Origin of the sequence: Flavobacterium sp. T12S277 (assembly GCF_048514875.1) — a bacterium.
Classification (GTDB): domain Bacteria; phylum Bacteroidota; class Bacteroidia; order Flavobacteriales; family Flavobacteriaceae; genus Flavobacterium.
This window is the reverse complement of sequence record NZ_JBLYEG010000001.1, coordinates 1-18,082: the sequence shown is the minus strand read 5'-3', so window position 1 is coordinate 18,082 and position 18,082 is coordinate 1. Positions and strand designations below refer to the sequence as shown.

Annotated in this window: 15 protein-coding genes and 1 rRNA gene; 7 read left to right on the top strand and 9 right to left on the bottom strand. The window is 37.2% G+C overall.

All coding sequences use genetic code 11. The features are described from left to right. Positions 1-49: 49 nt before the first annotated feature. The 5 genes from ACN1CN_RS00080 (at position 50) to ACN1CN_RS00060 (ending at position 4,891) form a co-directional block, all read left to right on the top strand. On the top strand, positions 50-604 hold the full coding sequence (locus ACN1CN_RS00080) for an RNA polymerase sigma factor (RefSeq protein WP_264524126.1): 555 nt from the start codon (positions 50-52) through the stop codon (positions 602-604). Beyond that, positions 601-1,140, top strand: a complete 540-nt coding sequence (locus tag ACN1CN_RS00075) for an anti-sigma factor (protein ID WP_419134180.1) — start codon at positions 601-603, stop codon at positions 1,138-1,140. Before ACN1CN_RS00080 ends, ACN1CN_RS00075 begins: the two co-directional genes overlap by 4 nt. Further along, the gene (locus ACN1CN_RS00070; protein WP_419134179.1) at positions 1,124-2,185 is read left to right on the top strand and encodes a hypothetical protein; all 1,062 of its coding nucleotides are present in this window, start codon (positions 1,124-1,126) and stop codon (positions 2,183-2,185) included. The genes ACN1CN_RS00075 and ACN1CN_RS00070 overlap by 17 nt, the downstream gene beginning before the upstream one ends. A gap of 21 nt (positions 2,186-2,206) precedes the next feature. Next, positions 2,207-2,938, top strand: coding sequence for a head GIN domain-containing protein (locus ACN1CN_RS00065; protein ID WP_419134178.1), 732 nt, complete (start codon positions 2,207-2,209; stop codon positions 2,936-2,938). Between the two features lie 123 nt (positions 2,939-3,061). Continuing rightward, positions 3,062-4,891, top strand: coding sequence for a serine hydrolase (locus ACN1CN_RS00060; RefSeq protein WP_419134177.1), 1,830 nt, complete (start codon positions 3,062-3,064; stop codon positions 4,889-4,891). Positions 4,892-4,980: 89 nt separating this feature from the next. Here ACN1CN_RS00060 and ACN1CN_RS00055 read toward each other — a convergent pair whose 3' ends face one another. The 6 genes from ACN1CN_RS00055 to ACN1CN_RS00030 form a co-directional block, all read right to left on the bottom strand. Continuing rightward, positions 4,981-6,300: an MFS transporter gene (locus ACN1CN_RS00055; RefSeq protein WP_419134176.1), complete on the bottom strand. Its 1,320-nt coding sequence runs from the start codon at positions 6,298-6,300 to the stop codon at positions 4,981-4,983. A gap of 146 nt (positions 6,301-6,446) precedes the next feature. After that, the gene (locus ACN1CN_RS00050) at positions 6,447-7,259 is read right to left on the bottom strand and encodes a M48 family metallopeptidase (protein ID WP_291286746.1); all 813 of its coding nucleotides are present in this window, start codon (positions 7,257-7,259) and stop codon (positions 6,447-6,449) included. Between the two features lie 87 nt (positions 7,260-7,346). After that, positions 7,347-9,746, bottom strand: coding sequence for a glycoside hydrolase family 31 protein (locus tag ACN1CN_RS00045; RefSeq protein ID WP_419134175.1), 2,400 nt, complete (start codon positions 9,744-9,746; stop codon positions 7,347-7,349). A gap of 198 nt (positions 9,747-9,944) precedes the next feature. Next, complete coding sequence (gene glgB, locus ACN1CN_RS00040; RefSeq protein ID WP_419134174.1) at positions 9,945-11,849, bottom strand: 1,4-alpha-glucan branching protein GlgB; 1,905 nt, start codon at positions 11,847-11,849, stop codon at positions 9,945-9,947. A gap of 36 nt (positions 11,850-11,885) precedes the next feature. Further along, positions 11,886-13,166, bottom strand: coding sequence for a glucose-1-phosphate adenylyltransferase (locus ACN1CN_RS00035; RefSeq protein ID WP_264524134.1), 1,281 nt, complete (start codon positions 13,164-13,166; stop codon positions 11,886-11,888). Further along, a complete protein-coding gene (locus tag ACN1CN_RS00030; RefSeq protein ID WP_419134173.1) occupies positions 13,156-14,583 on the bottom strand; it encodes a glycogen synthase in 1,428 nt (475 codons plus the stop codon). Before ACN1CN_RS00030 ends, ACN1CN_RS00035 begins: the two co-directional genes overlap by 11 nt. 138 nt (positions 14,584-14,721) lie before the next feature. Here ACN1CN_RS00030 and ACN1CN_RS00025 point away from each other — a divergent pair, with 138 nt between their 5' ends. Together ACN1CN_RS00025 and ACN1CN_RS00020 are read left to right on the top strand one after the other, a co-directional pair. Next, positions 14,722-15,588 (top strand): alpha/beta hydrolase, encoded by an 867-nt coding sequence (locus ACN1CN_RS00025; RefSeq protein ID WP_419134172.1) that lies wholly within the window; start codon positions 14,722-14,724, stop codon positions 15,586-15,588. Positions 15,589-15,636: 48 nt separating this feature from the next. Next, positions 15,637-16,281, top strand: a complete 645-nt coding sequence (locus ACN1CN_RS00020) for an endonuclease III domain-containing protein (RefSeq protein ID WP_419134171.1) — start codon at positions 15,637-15,639, stop codon at positions 16,279-16,281. A 7-nt stretch (positions 16,282-16,288) separates the two neighbouring features. Here ACN1CN_RS00020 and ACN1CN_RS00015 read toward each other — a convergent pair whose 3' ends face one another. The 3 genes from ACN1CN_RS00015 to rrf form a co-directional block, all read right to left on the bottom strand. Continuing rightward, on the bottom strand, positions 16,289-16,723 hold the full coding sequence (locus ACN1CN_RS00015; protein WP_419134170.1) for a nuclear transport factor 2 family protein: 435 nt from the start codon (positions 16,721-16,723) through the stop codon (positions 16,289-16,291). 15 nt (positions 16,724-16,738) lie between these two features. Then, the gene (locus ACN1CN_RS00010) at positions 16,739-17,191 is read right to left on the bottom strand and encodes a DUF1569 domain-containing protein (protein WP_419134169.1); all 453 of its coding nucleotides are present in this window, start codon (positions 17,189-17,191) and stop codon (positions 16,739-16,741) included. 526 nt (positions 17,192-17,717) lie between these two features. Next, positions 17,718-17,827, bottom strand: a 5S ribosomal RNA gene (rrf, locus tag ACN1CN_RS00005). Positions 17,828-18,082: the final 255 nt, after the last annotated feature.

Below are 18,082 nucleotides of genomic sequence, written 5' to 3'. Positions count from 1 at the left end.
TAACAAACCAAAAAAAGCAAAGTCATTATTAAAAACTAGCAACAATTACTTGAGTATAAATAACCAGAATATCGAAGAATTAATCGCGCTTTGTAAGGAGAACAACCAAAAAGCTCAGTTCGAAATTTACAATCGTTATTGTAAAGCTATGTACAATGTGGCCTTCCGCATTGTGAAAGATGAACATTTTGCACAAGACGTCATGCAGGAAGGTTTTCTGAAAGCTTTTACAAAAATTAACGACTATAAACAAGAAGTAGCATTTGGTGCGTGGTTAAAAAGAATAATTATCAATTACAGTATTGATTTTTATAAAAAGAATAATGCTTTCCAGGCAGAAGATTTAAGCAAGACCCTTTATAAGATAGAGGAAAATGACAGTGTATTAAGTGACAGCATTGACATGAATTCGCTTAAAGTGAAACAGGTCTTAGATACGATTTCGAACCTGAAAGACAATTACCGGATGGTGTTAACCCTGTTTTATATTGAGGGTTACGATCAGGAGGAAATTAGCGAAATTTTAAACATCAGTTACGCTAATTGCCGGACAACGCTAAGCAGAGCAAAAGAAAGTTTACGAAAAAAATTAGAGGAGATATGAAAAAGGAAAATGACAATTTAGATCAGTTATTTAAAAAATTTGAAAATCAATGGGATGTAGAGGAACTAAGTTCGGATCATCAGCTGAATTTCTTAAATAAATTAAACCAAAAACAACCTAAAAAGAAAAATCATACGGTTTGGGCAATTGCTGCTTCAATTGTGGTACTGTTGAGTGTGTCTCTATTTTACAACAGCTACCATGAACCTAAACAGTATAAGTTTGCTTCGAAGGAAGCCCAAAGAACCGATTCGATATTCAGCATTTTAATCGATAATGAGCTAGTTAAATTAAAAGAAAAAAGTTCTCCTGAAAATGAGCAGATTATTAGCGATGCCTTAAAACAAATGAAGGTGTTCGATGCCGATTATGCAAAAATTATAAACGAATTGCAGAAGAATGGCGAAAACAAACAAATTATTTATGCCATGATCAGTAATCTGGAAACCCGAATTTCCTTTTTACAAACTGTTTTAAAACGAATTGAAGAAAATGAAAATTTTAAAAATAATACCACACATGAAAAAACATTATAAAATACTCATCCTGTTTCTTTTGCTTCCTTTTTTAGGATTCTCAAATGACGATAATTACAGTACCAAGCAAAAGAACATTAAAAAAACCTACATCGTAAATTCGAACGCAGGTATTGATATTGATAACAAATACGGTGACATCACAGTCAGTACCTGGAACGAGGATAAAATTGACATTGACATTACCATTAAGGTTACCAGCAACAATGAAGATTGGGTTAACGCAAAGCTCAACAGTATTGACGTAGACATTACCGCTCTTAAATCAATGGTTACTGCCGTTACCAACATTGGTAATTCGTCTTTAAAAAGTAAAGGAAGTGCTAATTTTTTCGAAATTAACTATGTGATTAAAATTCCGAAAAACGGGACTGTAAAACTTAATAATAAGTACGGAAATATTACCGCTTTGACCCTGGAATCTACCACTGATATTACCTGCAAATACGGTAAAATAGTGTTGGGAAAACTAAATGGTTCAAACAATCGAATTGAGCTTGGGTATTGTCAGAACTCTACAATTGATTACATCAAAAACGGAGAGATCGAAGCGCGTTATTCGAACTTAAAGATAAACGAGTCCGGAAATTTAACTGTAGATGCCAATTATACTGATTTGTATATCCTTCAGGAAGGTCAAAACTTCAAATACGATAGTAATTATTGTACTTTTAAGCTGCAGAAAATCAACTCACTGACAGGTTCCGGAAATTATTTAAGTGTTTCGGTTGGAGATTTATCAGGCAATCTGAATATCGACACTGCTTATTCAAAAATAAATGTGGAAACGCTTACTGAAAAACAAAAAAATGTAAACATCAGCAGCAGTTATACCAATGTATCACTGGGATACAGTGCTAACCTTGCTTTTGATTTTGATATCAATACCAAATACGGAAGTATTAAATATGACAATTCATTAGACACTTCGGTAGCAGAAACTAAGAGCAATTCTAAAAGGATAAGCGGTTTCAACAAGAAAAAAGGGCAAAGCAAGATAGCAGTAACCACCAGCTATGGCAATGCAGCATTAATTAAAAAATAACAATCTTAAAACAACCAAAAAATGAAAAAATCAGTTCAATTATTAGTTTTCAGTGCGCTTTTATTCAGTTCTATTGCCAATGCACAATGGTCCAACAAAAAAATAAAAGGTAATGGCAATGTCGTTACTGAAACCAGAACGACTTCTGATTATAACGCTATAAAAGTTTCCGGCTTTTTTGATGTTGATTTAGTGGCAGGAAAAGAGGGCAAAATTATAGTAAAAGGAGAGCAAAACTTGCTGGCTTCCATAAAAGTGGAAGTCGAAGATAATGTTTTAAAAGTTTATACTGAAAAGGGGGTTAACCTCTCACCAAGCCTTGGCAAAAAGATTGAAGTAACAGTTCCTTTTGAAACCATATCCGCATTAACGCTATCCGGTTCGGGAGATGTTCAATCCAAAGATCCTATCAAAAGCGACAAGTTCCTGGCTAAATTGTCAGGTTCAGGAAACTTTAATCTGGCGGTAAACTCTACTGATCTTGAATTAAATTTAAGCGGATCAGGAGATGTAAGCTTAAAAGGAAATACTACTAACTTTATTACTAAATTATCAGGTTCGGGAGATATCGATGCAGCTAATTTTAAATCAAAAAATACAGATGTAACCATTTCGGGTTCAGGGGACATTCGCGTGAACTGTACTGAAAGTTTAACCGGGAGAGTTTCGGGTTCAGGAGATATTAAATACACAGGAAATCCTGAAAAACGTGACGTAAAAGTTTCGGGATCAGGAAGTATCTCAAAAGCATAATTTCAAAAAAGCTCAATAATAAAAGAACTTTATCATCATCAAATCAAAGAACAAACAGCACTATTCTTCTTTTATTATTGAGCTTTATCTTTTAAAACCAGTATTCATCCAAAAATAAAACTAATGAAACAAACTCTTTTAGTTTCGCTTCTGGTTTTCTCCTGTACCTTCTCTTTTGCTCAAATAACAACAACTTCAAAAATCAAATCTCTGGACAGCTTAAAAAATAGCACCTCAGAAATGATGTCAAAATACAATCTTAAAGGATTAAGTGTTGCTGTTTTCGAGAACTATCAAATAATCTGGACCGGTCAATGGGGTGTGAAAGCTGCAAATTCTGAAGAAAAAATCGATCAGCATACTGCTTTCTCTACGGCCTCAATCTCAAAACCTATAGTGGCCATCGTTTGTGCGATGCTGGAAGAAAAAGGATTAATCAACCTTGACGCTCCCATCTCAAAGTACCTCAAAACATGGCAATTGCCTAACAGTGCTTTCACCAAAGACACCCCAGTTACCTGGAAACAGCTGTTATCGCATACTGCCGGAACAAGTCAGAGTGGTTTTGAGGATTATTATGAGGGAGATTCGATCCCTACTATTGAACAGAGTCTGCAAGGCAAATTACTGCCTCGTTCTAAAAAACCTATCGAATTTCTTTTTAAACCCGGAACCGACTGGCAATACAGCGGTGGCGGTTATGTAATTGTTCAATGTGCTCTCGAAAATCATTTCAAAAAGCCATTGGCGCAACTTGTAAAAGAAATTCTGCTTGATCCGTTGCAGCTGCAAAATTCAACGATGCTTCAGCCCAATGAAAATGGCTTTCTAACCAATGTTGCCAAAGTACATAACTATAACGGAAAAATAATCCGAACAGGAATCCCTATAACGCCTCAGGTCGCGCCTTCGGGATTGTGGTCTACCCCTGCCGATTTAGCCTTAATTGCGATCGAAATGCAAAAAGCATTAGCAGGAAAAGGCAATAAAGTTATTTCGAAAGCTGTGGCCACTAAGGTTACAAACATTGTTACGATGAAAGGTCCGCGTGGTTGGAGTTACGGCTGGCAGAGAAGTTTGGGATACGGAAATCTCGATTGGTTCTCGCATGATGGTTCTAATACCGGGACCGGAGGCGATTTGCTCGCCACAATGAAAAATGGCAACGGAATTGCCGTTTTAGCCAATGGTGATAAACCCAACAGGCTTCCTGTAATGGCCTATATCGAAAAAGAAGTGATCACAAAACTAGGCTGGTCAAAACCAATCAAAACGCATCCTATCGCAATTCCATCCCACTTAAAAGAAGCTATAAAAGGTTATTATACTGAAATTCTCTACGGTTATGACGGATTGGGGACGTCTAAAATAATTGAAGAAGATAATTTACTTTATCTCTGCTCTCCGTTTTTAAAAGAAAATTTTGATACCGAGAAAACCAGAATGTATTACCTCGGAAATAATACTTTTAAAATTGATAATTACCCCAACCAAATACATTTTAACTTACTCAATACTAAATCACAAGCCATAACCATTACCCGTTCAACGGATACAACCCGATTTTTACAGCTTACGCTGGAACAAATCAGAACGCCGCAAACGCAGTTGATCGAACTATTCAGTGAGCATACGTTTGAAACAGCCTTAACGGAATTTAAAAAGTTAAGATTAAAGTACCCTGATTATAATTTCGAAGATGATCTCAATACTTTAGGATACACTTTATTCAGTAAAAAACTAACGGATCTTTCGGTTCAGATCTTTACCCTTAACTGCACTGAACATCCAAATTCTTCAAATGCTTTTGACAGTCTGGGTGAAATTTATGAAGCAATTGGTCAATTAGGTCCTGCTAAAGAAAATTATTTAAAATCGCTGGAGCTAAATCCTAAAAATGAAAATGCTGCGCAAATGCTTTCAAAAATCAATGCGCAGCTTAAATCTAAATAATATTGAAGTAAAACACAAATTCCACGAATTGACACTAACTTGTGCAATTCGTGGAATTTTATTTATGTTTCTGTCCACATGATAGCTTTTTAAAGTGCCTTTTTGGGTACTCTTCTTAAAAGGAAAATTGCAGTAACAAAAAAGACGGCTAAAATTACAATTGCAGCACGCGGACTTCCTGTTATTTGGTCAATGATTCCGTAAACACACATTCCGATTACAATTCCGATCTTCTCGGCTACATCATAAAAACTAAAGAAGGAAGCAGTATCCTCTGTCTCGGGTAATAGTTTTGAATAAGTAGAACGGGATAATGCCTGAATACCACCCATCACAAACCCGGCAACGGTAGCCATAACATAAAAATGCATCGGCAAAATGATAAAATAAGCCAAAGCACAAAATACAGCCCAAATACTATTGATAAAAATTAGGGTTGGAATATTTCCAAATTTAGCAGAAGCTCTGGAAGTCAGAACAGCTCCTACAACAGCTACTAACTGAATAATTAAAATACATTTAATTAATCCGATCGTACTGTCTTCTTTAGTTGCCCATTGAATTTCCTGCGCTCCAAAATAAGTAGCCACAAGCATTACGGTTTGTACTGCCATACTCGAAACAAAAAATCCGCTTAAATATCTTCTTAAAGGAATGTTTTCTTTTAACAGTGCCCAAACCTTCTTTAACTCTTTAAAACCATTGAAAACAACTGCACTCGTTAATTTTTGCCCGCTGGCTTTACTTCCCTTTGGTAAATAAAAATAGGTATACTGACTGAATAAAATCCACCAAACTCCTACCATTATAAACGAATAACGCATGGCTTTCATCGCAGCTTCTCCATCAGTTCCGGTAATACCAAAAAGCTTAGGTTTCATAATCATCAACAAATTGATAATCAACAAAATAACACTACCAATATATCCCATTGAATATCCTTTGGCACTAATTTTATCCTGCTGTTCTTCAAAAGCGATATCCGGTAAATAAGAATTGTAAAAAACCAAACTCCCCCAATACCCCAGCAATCCAAAAAAGTAAAAAGCCAGTCCGACATAAATATTGTCAAGATCAAACCAATATAACCCCATACAGGACAAGGCTCCCATATAACAAAAGAATTTCATGAATGCTTTTTTGTTCCCTACATAATCCGCAATTCCGGATAACAAAGGAGATATAAACGACACTACTAAAAAGGCAGCTGCAGTAATAAAACTAATTAAGGCAGAGTTTTTAAGGTGCATACCAAATACATCAATATAATGGTCACGGTCTGAGAATAAAGCTTCATAAAATATCGGAAATACTGCCGATGCGATGGTTAGTGTATAAACGGAGTTTGCCCAATCGTAAAATGCCCAGGCATTCAATAGTTTCTTATCTCCTTTTTGTAGGTTTTTCATAGTAATGGTTTTGTTAACAAGCTACGAATTTATCTTTTTTTTATTATAATCAAATCAATTTTCACTAATTCGTGTATTAATAAATTATCACCAAAAAAAAAGCTACTCTAAAAAAGAATAGCTTTGTGATATTTACGGTAAAAAATTTATTTAATAATCCCAACTTTAAGTGCTGTCGCTCTTGCTTCGGGAATTAAAGCTCTAATATTGGCAATCCTTGTAGCATCAGACGGGTGCGTACTCATAAACTCCGGTGTGCTTCCTCCCCCTGATTTGGCCGACATTCGGCTCCAGAACGAAATCGCATCATCGGGGTTGTAACCTGCAATTGCCATCAGTGTAAGTCCAATTTTATCTGCTTCGGTTTCATTGCCTCGACTGAAAGGCAGCATTACACCAACCTGAGTACCAAGTCCGTAGGCCTGTGCGAATATCTCCTGCGTTTGTTGCGTTTTACCGCTTGTAGCAGCTCCCAAAGCCACGCTTCCTATTTGTTGTAATTGTGCAGCACTCATTCTTTGTGCACCGTGATTGGCTAAGGCATGCGAAACCTCATGTCCCATAACAGTGGCTAAACCGGAATCATTTTGTGTTACGGGTAAAATTCCCGAATACACCACAATTTTCCCTCCCGGCATACACCAGGCATTAACCTCTTTATTGTCTACCAGTTTATATTCCCAGCGGTAATCTTTCAAATATTGTGATTGCCCCAGATAAATCAGGTATTTTTCGGCTGCCGCTTTAATTCTTGTTCCTACAGCTTCTACTTTTTTGGCATCTGCTGTTCCTGTAATCACTTTGTTTTCGGCTATAAAAGTATTGTATTGCTGAAACGAGGAAGGAAACAATTCGCTATTGGAAACAAAATTCAAATTTTGTTTTCCTGTAATTGGATTTGTCGCACAACTGCCTGCCAGAATTACAACAAAAAGGCCTAATACTAAATGTTTTTTCATGATGGTGGTATTATAACAACATACAAAAATACAATTATTATTTTTTTCAGGATTTATATAATTATCAAAAAAAGTATCAGGATTTCTTTATTCGCCAATAATGTGAAGTTCATTGAACTCTTTATCCACGATTAGAAAATGATTTTGTTCAAAACCAATTTTATCAAAAGTTACTTTTTCATTGTCTATTTCAATCTCCTTCACCGTAAAAGGCAGTCCGATTAAATTGATTTTATACTTGCTGTAGGGTGTATCGTATTTACCTTCTTTGTGCAATTGAACAATCAGTTCTTTTTCTTTTCCGATAGTCCTGAAAGACAAGAAGCTGTAACGTCCTTTTTTGTAATCGTAACCGTCCTGTGCATCTTCGTACACTACCGATTTTTCTTTCCCTAGTTTGAAATACAAATCCAGTGTCAGTTCATCAAATTCAAGTTCGCCAACATATTGCTGCACCGGATATTTCGGTATAATAGCTCCCGCTTTTACAAAAACCGGAATTTCATCAAATTTGGTATCAATCCACACTTCTCGTCCTCCTACGCTAAATTCGTTGGTCCAATAGTTGTACCACTCGCCTCTCGGGATATACATACGTCTGCCCACCGCATTCGGTTCAAGGATCGGACATACTAAGATCTGATTTCCAAAAATGAATTCATCATTGCGGTAATGGGTTTGTGTGTCTTCCTGATCGTAATACACCAATGGTTTTAACATCGGGACACCTTCTTCAATATACTGCCAGAACATGGTGTACAAGTACGGAAGCAGCTGATAACGCAGGCTCACAAACTTGCGGGTAATGTTGATGACTTCTTCATCAAAAGCCCAGGGCTCCTGATTGTCATGATCGCCGGAAGAATGCGTTCGGCAAAACGGATGAAATACGCCTAACTGTATCCAGCGGGCATACAATTCACCTGTAGGCTGTTCGGCAAAACCTCCAATATCAGAACCGGTAAAACCCATCCCCGAAATGCTCATTCGTTGCACCTGAATGTTAGCAATCCATAAATGCTCCCAGGTCGCTACATTGTCGCCTGTCCACGAAGAGGTATAACGCTGTGCTCCCGAATAGGCCGATCTCGTAATGACAAACGGACGTTTCGGGTAGGCAAAACGTTTGACACCATGATAGGTGGCTCTGGCCATTTGTGTACCGTAAATATTGTGTGCTTTTCTATGACTACATGGGTTTCCGTCGTATACATGACGTACATCCATAGGGAATGTTTTATTTGGTACTTCCATAACAGCCGGCTCATTCATATCGTTCCAAACTCCTTTGACTCCAATCTCTGAAACTAATTCTTTAAATAAACCTGCCCACCACTCTCTTACTGCAGGATTTGTATAATCAGGAAAATTACATTCACCCGGCCATACTTTACCTTTCATATACGGGCCATCGGCTCTTTTACAGAAATAATCTTTCTCTAAAGCTTCCTGATACACCCAATAATCCTTATCTATTTTGATTCCCGGATCAATGATGACGACTGTTTTAAAGCCGTCCTCAGCCAATTCGGCAACCATTTTTTTGGGATCTGGAAAATAGTCTTTGTTCCAGGTAAAACATCGAAATCCTTCCATATAATCAATATCAAGATAAATGGCATCACAAGGGATTTTTAGTTCTCTAAATTTTGAGGTGATTTCTTTTACTTTGCTTTCGGGATAATAACTCCATTTGCATTGGTGATACCCCAATACCCAAAGTGGTGGTAGTTCCGGTTTCCCGGTTAAATCTGTATAATTGGTCACTACGTCCTGCATTTGCGGGCCGTAGATAAAATAATAATTCATTTCTCCGCCTTCTGCCCAAAAGCTGGTAACGTTTCTTCTTTCCTGACAAAAATCAAAAAAGGTTCTGAAAGTATTGTCAAAAAAGATTCCGTAGGACTGTTTGTTGTGTAAACCAATGTAAAAAGGGACTACTTTATATAATGGATCCTGTTCTTTTTGATACGCATATTGATCTGTGGCAAAGTTTTCAAGTCGCTTGCCTTTTAGATTCATTTGTGTTGCTTTATCTCCTAAACCATAAAAACACTCTCCATCCTTAGAAGATTTGCTCATTTTTACAATATTACCTCCGTATTCGTAACTTTCTTCCCAATGAAAACCAAGTTCGTCTTCCAGAATCAGGAAATCATTCAAATCATAAATCGCCAGACGTAAATCTGCCTTCTGGATTTTGCATTTTACTTTGCTGGTCCTGATCTGAAAATACGTTTCTTCTTCGGTAAGTTCCAGAAAATTGTAGCCGTGAAGCTGTGTTCTGTCAATAGCATACGAAAAATCGTTGCTGAAATATCCTTTTGTTGTAAAACGGAACCGGATTAAACTGTCTCTAAGAATAGTGACTTTTAAGATTACTTTGTTGTTGGTATGAAAAAAAATAGAGTCCCCTTCATGTTGATGCGAAATAATTTTTGATGGGTATAAATCGCCTTTATATTCTAATGCTGTATTTGTAATCATATCGATTTTGTATTAATTGTATAACGCTAATCTCTCTTTCAAACATACAAAAAAACTCGATAACCCTCTATGAATAAAAGGATTATTCACGAAAACGTTTTTTCTGAATGGCTGTTAAATATCCTCTTAAAAAATAAACAAATCGATAATTTAAGAACGTGAAACTGATAAAACGGTATTCCGGAAATAACCAATCGTTTATACAAATGAATAAACGGTTACACTTAAAGGCGGCAAATTTAATGCTACCGAAAAATCCCTGCCATCATAAGGCGATGCTTCTATTTTTAGGGCTTCCGAATTTCCAACACCGCTACCTCCATAAACAACGGCATCACTGTTAAAAATTTCCTGCAGTTGTCCCTTTTGTGAAATACCTATTCTGTAATTTTCGCGTACGACCTGCGTAAAATTGCAAACGACAACCAGATTTTCTTTAGGGTTATTCCCTTTTCGGATGTAGGACAAAATAGCGTTTTGATGGTCTGAATAGTTAATCCATTCAAAACCTTCTCCTGTAAATTGCTTTTCATACAATGCCGGATGGGTTTTATACAATTGATTTAATGCTGTAATTACTTTTTTTACTCCGAAATGGTAATCGTATTGCAACAAATGCCAATCGAGGCTTTTCTCAAAATTCCATTCATCGCTTTGCCCAAACTCCGATCCCATAAACAATAACTTGGTTCCGGGATGTGTGAACATATAACCGTACAGCAATCTTAAATTGGCAAATTTCTGCCATTCATCGCCCGGCATTTTATTGGCAATTGATTTTTTTCCATACACCACTTCGTCATGCGAAAAAGGCAGCATAAAATTCTCGGTAAAAGCGTAGGTCATCGAAAAGGTCAAATCGTTCTGATGGTATTTTCGATAGACGGTTTCTTTCTGAAAATATTTTAAAGTATCATGCATCCATCCCATCATCCATTTCATTCCAAAGCCTAAACCTCCTGTAAACGTTGGTCTGGACACCATTGGAAACGATGTACTCTCTTCTGCAATGGTTTGAACTCCATCAAAATTAGCATAAATAACCTCATTAAATTCTTTAAGAAAACTGATTGTATCCAGATTTTCTCTTCCTCCATAAATATTCGGTTCCCACTCGCCTTCGTTTCTGGAATAATCAAGGTACAACATCGAGGCAACGGCATCTACCCGCAAACCATCGGCATGATAGTGCTGTAGCCAGAAAACAGCATTACTGATTAAAAAAGCACGAACTTCATTGCGTCCGTAATTAAACACCAGACTTTTCCAGTCGGGATGATAGCCTTTTCGGCGATCCGGATGTTCGTACAAATGCGATCCGTCAAAGAAACCTAAGCCATGTGCGTCGTCAGGAAAATGTGAAGGTACCCAGTCTAAAATAACCCCAATCCCGGCCTGATGCAGCTTGTCTACCAACACCATAAAATCCTGTGGTTTTCCGAAACGCGAAGTCGGTGCAAAATAGCCTGTTAGCTGATAGCCCCATGAAGGATCATAAGGATACTCCATCACCGGCATAAATTCGACATGGGTAAAACCGGTTTCTTTTACATAGGCCACCAGATCATCGGCCAGTTCCAAATAGGTTAAAAAACGGTTGTTCTCGCCACGTTTCCAGGACCCCAGATGCACTTCGTACACCGAATGAGGTTTGTCTAGTGCATTGTTCTCCCGGCGCGATTGCATCCATGTTTCATCCTTCCAGTTGTAATCCAAATCCCAGACCACCGAAGCAGTATGAGGCGGTTTTTCACAATATAAAGCAAAGGGATCTGCCTTTTCGGTTACAATTCCGTCAATATTCGATTGTATTTTATATTTGTACAAGGCTCCTTTTGAAACTTCGGGAATAAATCCTTCCCAAATGCCCGAAGAATCCCAGCGTACCTGCAAAAGATGTTCGCCCTGTGTCCAGTAATTAAAATCCCCCACAACAGAAACCGATTGAGCTGTAGGAGCCCAAACGGCAAAGTACACTCCTTTTACGCCATCAACTTCAATTAAATGTGCTCCTAATTTTTCGTACAATTGGAAGTGTTTTCCCGCTTTGAATAAATCAATATCAAAATCCGTAAAGAGAGAATGCGTGATTACTTTAGACATATTTGGTTTTTAAGGCAATAATTAATTTTAAGTCTTTTATTCAATTCTAAAATTATCAGAGAGAACCGCTCCTTTTTTAATCACAACAATACCGTCTTTGATACTGTACAGCTCATTCGTAAAATTATCTAAATGTTTACCGCCGCTGATATGAACATTATTTCCAATTCTGACATTCTTATCGATCAGCGCATTTTGTATAAAACAATTTTCGCCAATACCCACATGTATTTTATTAATGGTTGCTTCATGATTCAGCTCGTCTAAGTCCTGATAGAAATCGTTACCCATCACATAACAGTTCTCCAGTATGGTTCCTGCTCCTATTCTGGAACGAATTCCAATGACCGAACTTTTAATTTCTTTAGCGTTTATAATACATCCCTCAGAAATCAAAGATTGATTGATGGTTGAATTTCTAAATTTAGACGGTGGTAACAATCGGGGTCTTGTAAAAATCTTATTGTCGTTATCAAACAAATTAAATTCCGGAATATCGGTTGTTAAGCCAATATTTGCTTCAAAAAAGGATTCAATATTTCCAATGTCCGTCCAATATCCTTCGTATTGATAGCTTAAAATTTTATGTTTTCCAACGGCCTGCGGAATGATTTCTTTTCCAAAATCCTTTGTTTCCGGATCTGCCATCAACTCTTCGAGTAATTGGCGGTTAAAAATATAAATTCCCATCGAAGCCAGGTATTTTTTACCCTTTTCCTTCATATGCTCACTCACATCAGATTCCCATTCCGGTAATAGCGAAGCATCAGGTTTCTCTATAAAAGCTTCTATACAACTCTCATGATTCGTTTTAAGAATTCCAAATTCAGGTGCATCTTTAGCATTTACGGGCAAGGTAGCGATCGAAATGGCAGCATCAGCCGCAATATGAGCTTCGAGCATTTCGTTAAAATCCATTTGGTACAATTGATCGCCCGACAAAATCAAAGCATGATCAAATTCGTGTTTCAAAAAGTGAGACATACATTGTCTAACGGCATCAGCAGTTCCTTGAAACCAGGTTGGATTATCGGGTGTTTGCTCAGCCGCTAGTATATCTACAAAGGACTGGCTGAAAATACTAAAATTAAAAGTGTTTTTGATATGGGCGTTTAAAGATGCCGAGTTGAACTGTGTCAGAACAAATATTTTAAAAATATCAGAATTAATACAATTGGAAATAGGGATATCTACTAATCGGTATTTTCCTCCAATCGGAACTGCGGGTTTTGATCGGGTTTCTGTTAACGGGAACAAACGTGATCCTTGTCCTCCTCCTAAAATAATGGCAACTACATTTTTCTTCTTAAATTTCATTTTTCTCAATTATTAGGTTGTATATCTCGATGTATTCTTGGCAAACACGCTCCCAGGAATGATCTGTAGCCATTCCTTTCGCTCTTATCTTCTTAAAATTAATTTGATCTTCGTACAATTTCACGGCACGATTTATCGAATAGCAAATATCTCCCACCGAGGCCTGATCATGACATACACCGTTCCCATCGTCTCCAAAGTCAATAACGGTATCCTTCAGCCCACCCGTTCTTCTCACAATTGGAACTGTCCCGTAACGCAATGCATACATCTGATTTAAACCACAAGGCTCTACTCTCGAAGGCATTAAAATATAATCGGATCCGGCATAAATTAAATGTGCCAGTTCTTCATTATAACCAATAAAAACGTTGTAATTTCCTGTGTAATCATTTCGCAATTGAACCAACTGTTCTTCAATTACCGAATTTCCTGATCCGAGAATCAGTATATTGATACTTTCAAAATTCTCTGATAACGCCAGTGCGGAAGCCTGTGGGAGTAGATCTCCCCCTTTTTCCTCAAACAAACGGCCAATAAAACTGAATAAGGGTTTTGTTGCATCGAGTTCAAACTGCTCACACAATTTTTCTTTGTTCTTTTGCTTCCCGGTCACAAAAGTTTCAATCGAGTAATTACTCACGATCATTTGATCTTTTGCAGGATCCCAAACTTCAAAATCAATCCCGTTCAAAATTCCTTTTGATTTATAGAGAACGGATTTAAACAATGCCTCTAAACCATTGGCAGCATTATTAATCTCGTCCAGATAACTTGGAGAGACCGTAGTTACGGCATGAGCACATTTGATGCCCACCGCCAGTGAATTAATCGAATGATCCCATTCTAAGAAACCAACATGTTTTAAGTCAAATTCAGGCAGATAATGCAGTTTATCAAAACCAAACCAGCCCTGATACAAACCATTATGTATCGTAATTACAGTTCGTACCTTACTCAGACTTTCATATTTGTAGGCATATTTTATTAAAAACGGAATCAATCCCGTGTGGTGATCGTGACAATTTAAAACATCGGGAACTTTGCTTCGGGCTGCAATCCAGTCTAAGGTTGCAATTTGAAACGATACAAATCTTTCTATATCATCTTCATATCCATAGACATTAGGCCGATCGAACAACTCCTTAATTTCAATCAGGTACAATTCATAACCCAACTTGTCTGTGGTCTCTTTTAGGACACTGAACGGAAAATTAAAATTCCCCAGCTTCACATTACCCCAATGAACACATTCAAAATCATTTTCTTTCTTAAACTTTGTGTCATAACAAGGGACTACAACACGAACGTCATGACCTGCATTGGTCTGATATTTAGGCAATGCGCCAACCACATCCGCCAACCCTCCAACCTTTGCCATTGGATAACACTCTGCACTGATGTGAAATATTTCCATTCTTAAGATTTATATGCGTATTAAATACTATTTTGTGAATTATTTTTTTCGGTAAACATCTATTAATGTGCTACTTTTATGTTTTTTAAATTTAGGAAAAAATAAACAAAGTCCAGCCCCCAAAAAAAATTTATTGATATGACAAAAAAGGAAAATAATCCTACTAAATCTCTAAAAATTCCCCAGTTTATTATTGTATCCGCTAAAATTTGTGCCTTTTTTTCAACAAAACTGGTTACCTCATATGCGGCAAAACTCTTCACAACCCCTATAAAACATAAGGTTCCAAAACGTGAACTCGAGATGGAGCAAAAAAGTATTCAAAAAACCATCCCTGTTCCTGCAATTCATAAAAGTGTTGTTACCTACGAATATGGAAAAAGCGATCGTAAAATTTTACTCGTACACGGCTGGTCAGGAAGAGGTACACAATTATTCAAAATAGCCGATGAGCTTTTAAAAAATGGCTATTCTACCGTAAGTTTCGACGCTCCGGCACATGGAAAATCCGAAGGAAAAAGTACCATCATGTCCGAGTTTATTGCTTCTATTTTAGAAATTGAAAAACAATTTGGTCCTTTTGAATTTGCTATAGGTCACTCCTTAGGCGGAATGTCGGTTCTAAATGCAATAAAAGATGGCTTACAGGTAAAAAAAGCGGTAATAATTGGCAGCGGCGATATCGTACAGGACATACTGGATGATTTTGTGGCAAAACTCGAATTAAAACAAGAAATTAGTGAGCGTATGCGTGCCCATTTTGAAGACAAATACCAGGTAAAAATGGATGATTACTCCGCTTACAGGGCTGCTCAAAAAGTTAAAATACCTGTACTGGTCATTCACGATCATGATGATCCTGAAGTTTCAGTAAAAGCCGGAATCCATATTCACAAACAGTTAGAAAATGGAACTTTGTATCTGACAGAAGGTTTAGGACACCGAAAAATACTAGGCAATCAAAATGTCATCAAAAAAACGCTGGATTTCATCAAAACATCTTAATTTTGTGATGGTTACATTTTATATTGTTTAATTCTAAAGAAAATAAAAATGGACTTATTTGGAGAGACAACCGACTGGGAAACAAAACTTGAACCTATTTTAAGTAAATATAAAGGAAAGAGACATCCTTTAGACTACCAAAATACCTATCAATTATTGGTAATGGTGGTTTTATCTGCTCAGGATTCTGACGCTAATATCAATAAAATTGCACCGGCGCTGTTTGAAAAGTATCCCACCTTAAAAAGTCTCTCCGAAACCGATTCAGAAACTTTCATTCCTTACATCAGCAAGGTTCGAAATTACCCTACCAAAGCGCAGTGGCTTTTGGAAATTGCAAAAACGGTTCAAGACGACGATAATATCCCGCTGAACATGAAAGAGCTAACTGCTTTAAAAGGAATCGGAAGAAAATCTGCCAATGTAATTCTGCGAGAAACCCAACAGCCGGCAGAAGGCATTATTGCTGATTTACATGTCATTCGCGTTGCTCCAAGAATTGGAATTATCAAAGAAAGTAAAGACGGAAATAAAACAGAAAAAGACCTGATGCAGGTTTTACCTAAAACCATCTGGTCTGAAATTGGCATGGCCATCTCCTTTCTGGGAAGAGAAACGTGCAGACCTAAACCTAAGTGCGATGAATGTTTAATTGTAGATTCTTGTCATTACTTTGCCACTGAAATAGCGTAAAAAACGATTATTTTCTTCGGGTATCGATCAGATAAATAATTTTCCAGGTCTCTTTTTCTTTAAACAAAGTAAAAGTATTTACCCCCGAATGACTCAGTTTATCATTCACATAAAACTGATAAGGCGCCCATACATGTGCCATTGTCCCGTCAATCTGAATCGTATAGCTCAGTATTTTCTCCGTAAATTTAATGTTAGAAGGAATTGTAGCAATTGATTTGTAAAATGCGCTGGCTTTTTCATCTGTAAGCTTGTTTCCTTTAGTTGCGCTCTCACTAATAGATTGCAGGATCAGCTTATCCGCGCAAACCGCTTTCATTTTTAGGGTATCCCTTTGGTGAAATCCTTCAAAAAAGTTTTCAATACTCTTCTGAACCTCTTGTTGCTGTGCATTTACAGACAATCCCAAAAACAACAAACTCACCATACAAAATAGCTTCATAGACCAAGTATAAAATTAAACGCCAAACTGACTCAAATGATGCTCCAGATGTTTTGCAAACATATTATTCCATTCTACAGCTTTTAATTTGCCAAAAGAATGAGATTCTTTACCATCAAACTCTTTTTCACCCAACTGCTGCGTTTTATTAATATAGCCAATCAATCTCTCTCTTTCAAGATCAAAATCCCTGCTGCCTTTAATAATAAACTGAGGTGCCGTCTGATTATTGTGAAGATAAGGCGTCTCGCTTATCACCTTATTCTTAACGAGTGTCTTCAGAATAAATTTTAAAAAGAAACCCGGTTTAGGATGAATATCGTCATAAACCATCTCATAGGAAACATTACAATGTGCCAGCATCTGCGCCACATCCATTTTTCCCCAAAGACCTTTTGATTCCGGTTCAAGCAAATTGATACGCTTTACAAACTCATCACAATCTCCCTTTAAAAAAACATTCTTCATTGTATTTCGATTCTAAAAAATTAAACACTGAAGTAAAAATAGGATTTTTATCTGAAATATTACAAAGATTCTCAAACGGTTTTAAGCTATTGAATGCAACCTTTATGGTATAATTTTTCTCTGGGCGTTCCCCTTCGGGTCGGGCTGTCCGCTAAATCTTTTGCGATAAAAGTTTTTGGAGATTATAAGAAGATTAAAGGTGTCACAAAAGGATACCGCTGCCATCCCTAACGCAGTTCACGGTAAACAGAATAAATCCGTTTCAATCTGCGTTTTCGCGCAGCGAATCAGCACAATCCGCGATCTATTTTAAAACAGAAGATCAGCCAAGTGTATAAAATAAAGAACAAACAAAAAAAAATCCGTTTCAATCCGCGTTTTCGCATAGCGAATCTGTACCATCCGCGGTCCATTTTTTAACCGCAAAGTGCGCAAAGTTTTACGCAAAGCACGCAAAGGTCTTTACCACTCAAAACCGCTATAAAACAAAAAACCCTGTTTCGATTAGAAACAGGGTTTTTAAAAAGAAAGGCGACGACATACTCTCCCACATAACTGCAGTACCATCTGCGCAGGCGGGCTTAACTACTCTGTTCGGGATGGGAAGAGGTGAGCCCCGCCGCAATAACCACCTTAAGGTTGTTAGTTATTTTGTTTGTTGTTTATAGTTTATCGTTTTTCAACTCCTAACTTATAACTCAAAACTCATAACTGCTCGCGTCGAGCTAATATTTTAACATACTGAGATAAAGAAACATAAATTGTTTAGAAAGTTTCTTCCTCCGGGTTGCCCCGGAGGAAAAGGGTGTACATAAGCTTACGGATTATTAGTACTACTCGACTATGACATTACTGCCTTTACATCTATAGCCTATCAACGTGGTCATCTTC

What these genes read in the sequence shown, in the direction of transcription:
- ACN1CN_RS00065 (WP_419134178.1), top strand. Translation starts at nt 2,207, where the DNA reads ATGAAAAAATCAGTTCAATTATTAGTTTTCAGTGCGCTTTTATTCAGT.
- ACN1CN_RS00060 (WP_419134177.1), top strand. Translation starts at nt 3,062, where the DNA reads ATGAAACAAACTCTTTTAGTTTCGCTTCTGGTTTTCTCCTGTACCTTC.
- ACN1CN_RS00010 (WP_419134169.1), bottom strand. Translation starts at nt 17,191, where the DNA reads ATGAAGAATGTTTTTTTAAAGGGAGATTGTGATGAGTTTGTAAAGCGT.
- ACN1CN_RS00045 (WP_419134175.1), bottom strand. Translation starts at nt 9,746, where the DNA reads ATGATTACAAATACAGCATTAGAATATAAAGGCGATTTATACCCATCA.
- ACN1CN_RS00030 (WP_419134173.1), bottom strand. Translation starts at nt 14,583, where the DNA reads ATGGAAATATTTCACATCAGTGCAGAGTGTTATCCAATGGCAAAGGTT.
- ACN1CN_RS00035 (WP_264524134.1), bottom strand. Translation starts at nt 13,166, where the DNA reads ATGAAATTTAAGAAGAAAAATGTAGTTGCCATTATTTTAGGAGGAGGA.
- ACN1CN_RS00070 (WP_419134179.1), top strand. Translation starts at nt 1,124, where the DNA reads ATGAAAAAACATTATAAAATACTCATCCTGTTTCTTTTGCTTCCTTTT.
- ACN1CN_RS00015 (WP_419134170.1), bottom strand. Translation starts at nt 16,723, where the DNA reads ATGAAGCTATTTTGTATGGTGAGTTTGTTGTTTTTGGGATTGTCTGTA.
- ACN1CN_RS00020 (WP_419134171.1), top strand. Translation starts at nt 15,637, where the DNA reads ATGGACTTATTTGGAGAGACAACCGACTGGGAAACAAAACTTGAACCT.
- ACN1CN_RS00025 (WP_419134172.1), top strand. Translation starts at nt 14,722, where the DNA reads ATGACAAAAAAGGAAAATAATCCTACTAAATCTCTAAAAATTCCCCAG.
- glgB (WP_419134174.1), bottom strand. Translation starts at nt 11,849, where the DNA reads ATGTCTAAAGTAATCACGCATTCTCTCTTTACGGATTTTGATATTGAT.
- ACN1CN_RS00075 (WP_419134180.1), top strand. Translation starts at nt 601, where the DNA reads ATGAAAAAGGAAAATGACAATTTAGATCAGTTATTTAAAAAATTTGAA.
- ACN1CN_RS00055 (WP_419134176.1), bottom strand. Translation starts at nt 6,300, where the DNA reads ATGAAAAACCTACAAAAAGGAGATAAGAAACTATTGAATGCCTGGGCA.
- ACN1CN_RS00050 (WP_291286746.1), bottom strand. Translation starts at nt 7,259, where the DNA reads ATGAAAAAACATTTAGTATTAGGCCTTTTTGTTGTAATTCTGGCAGGC.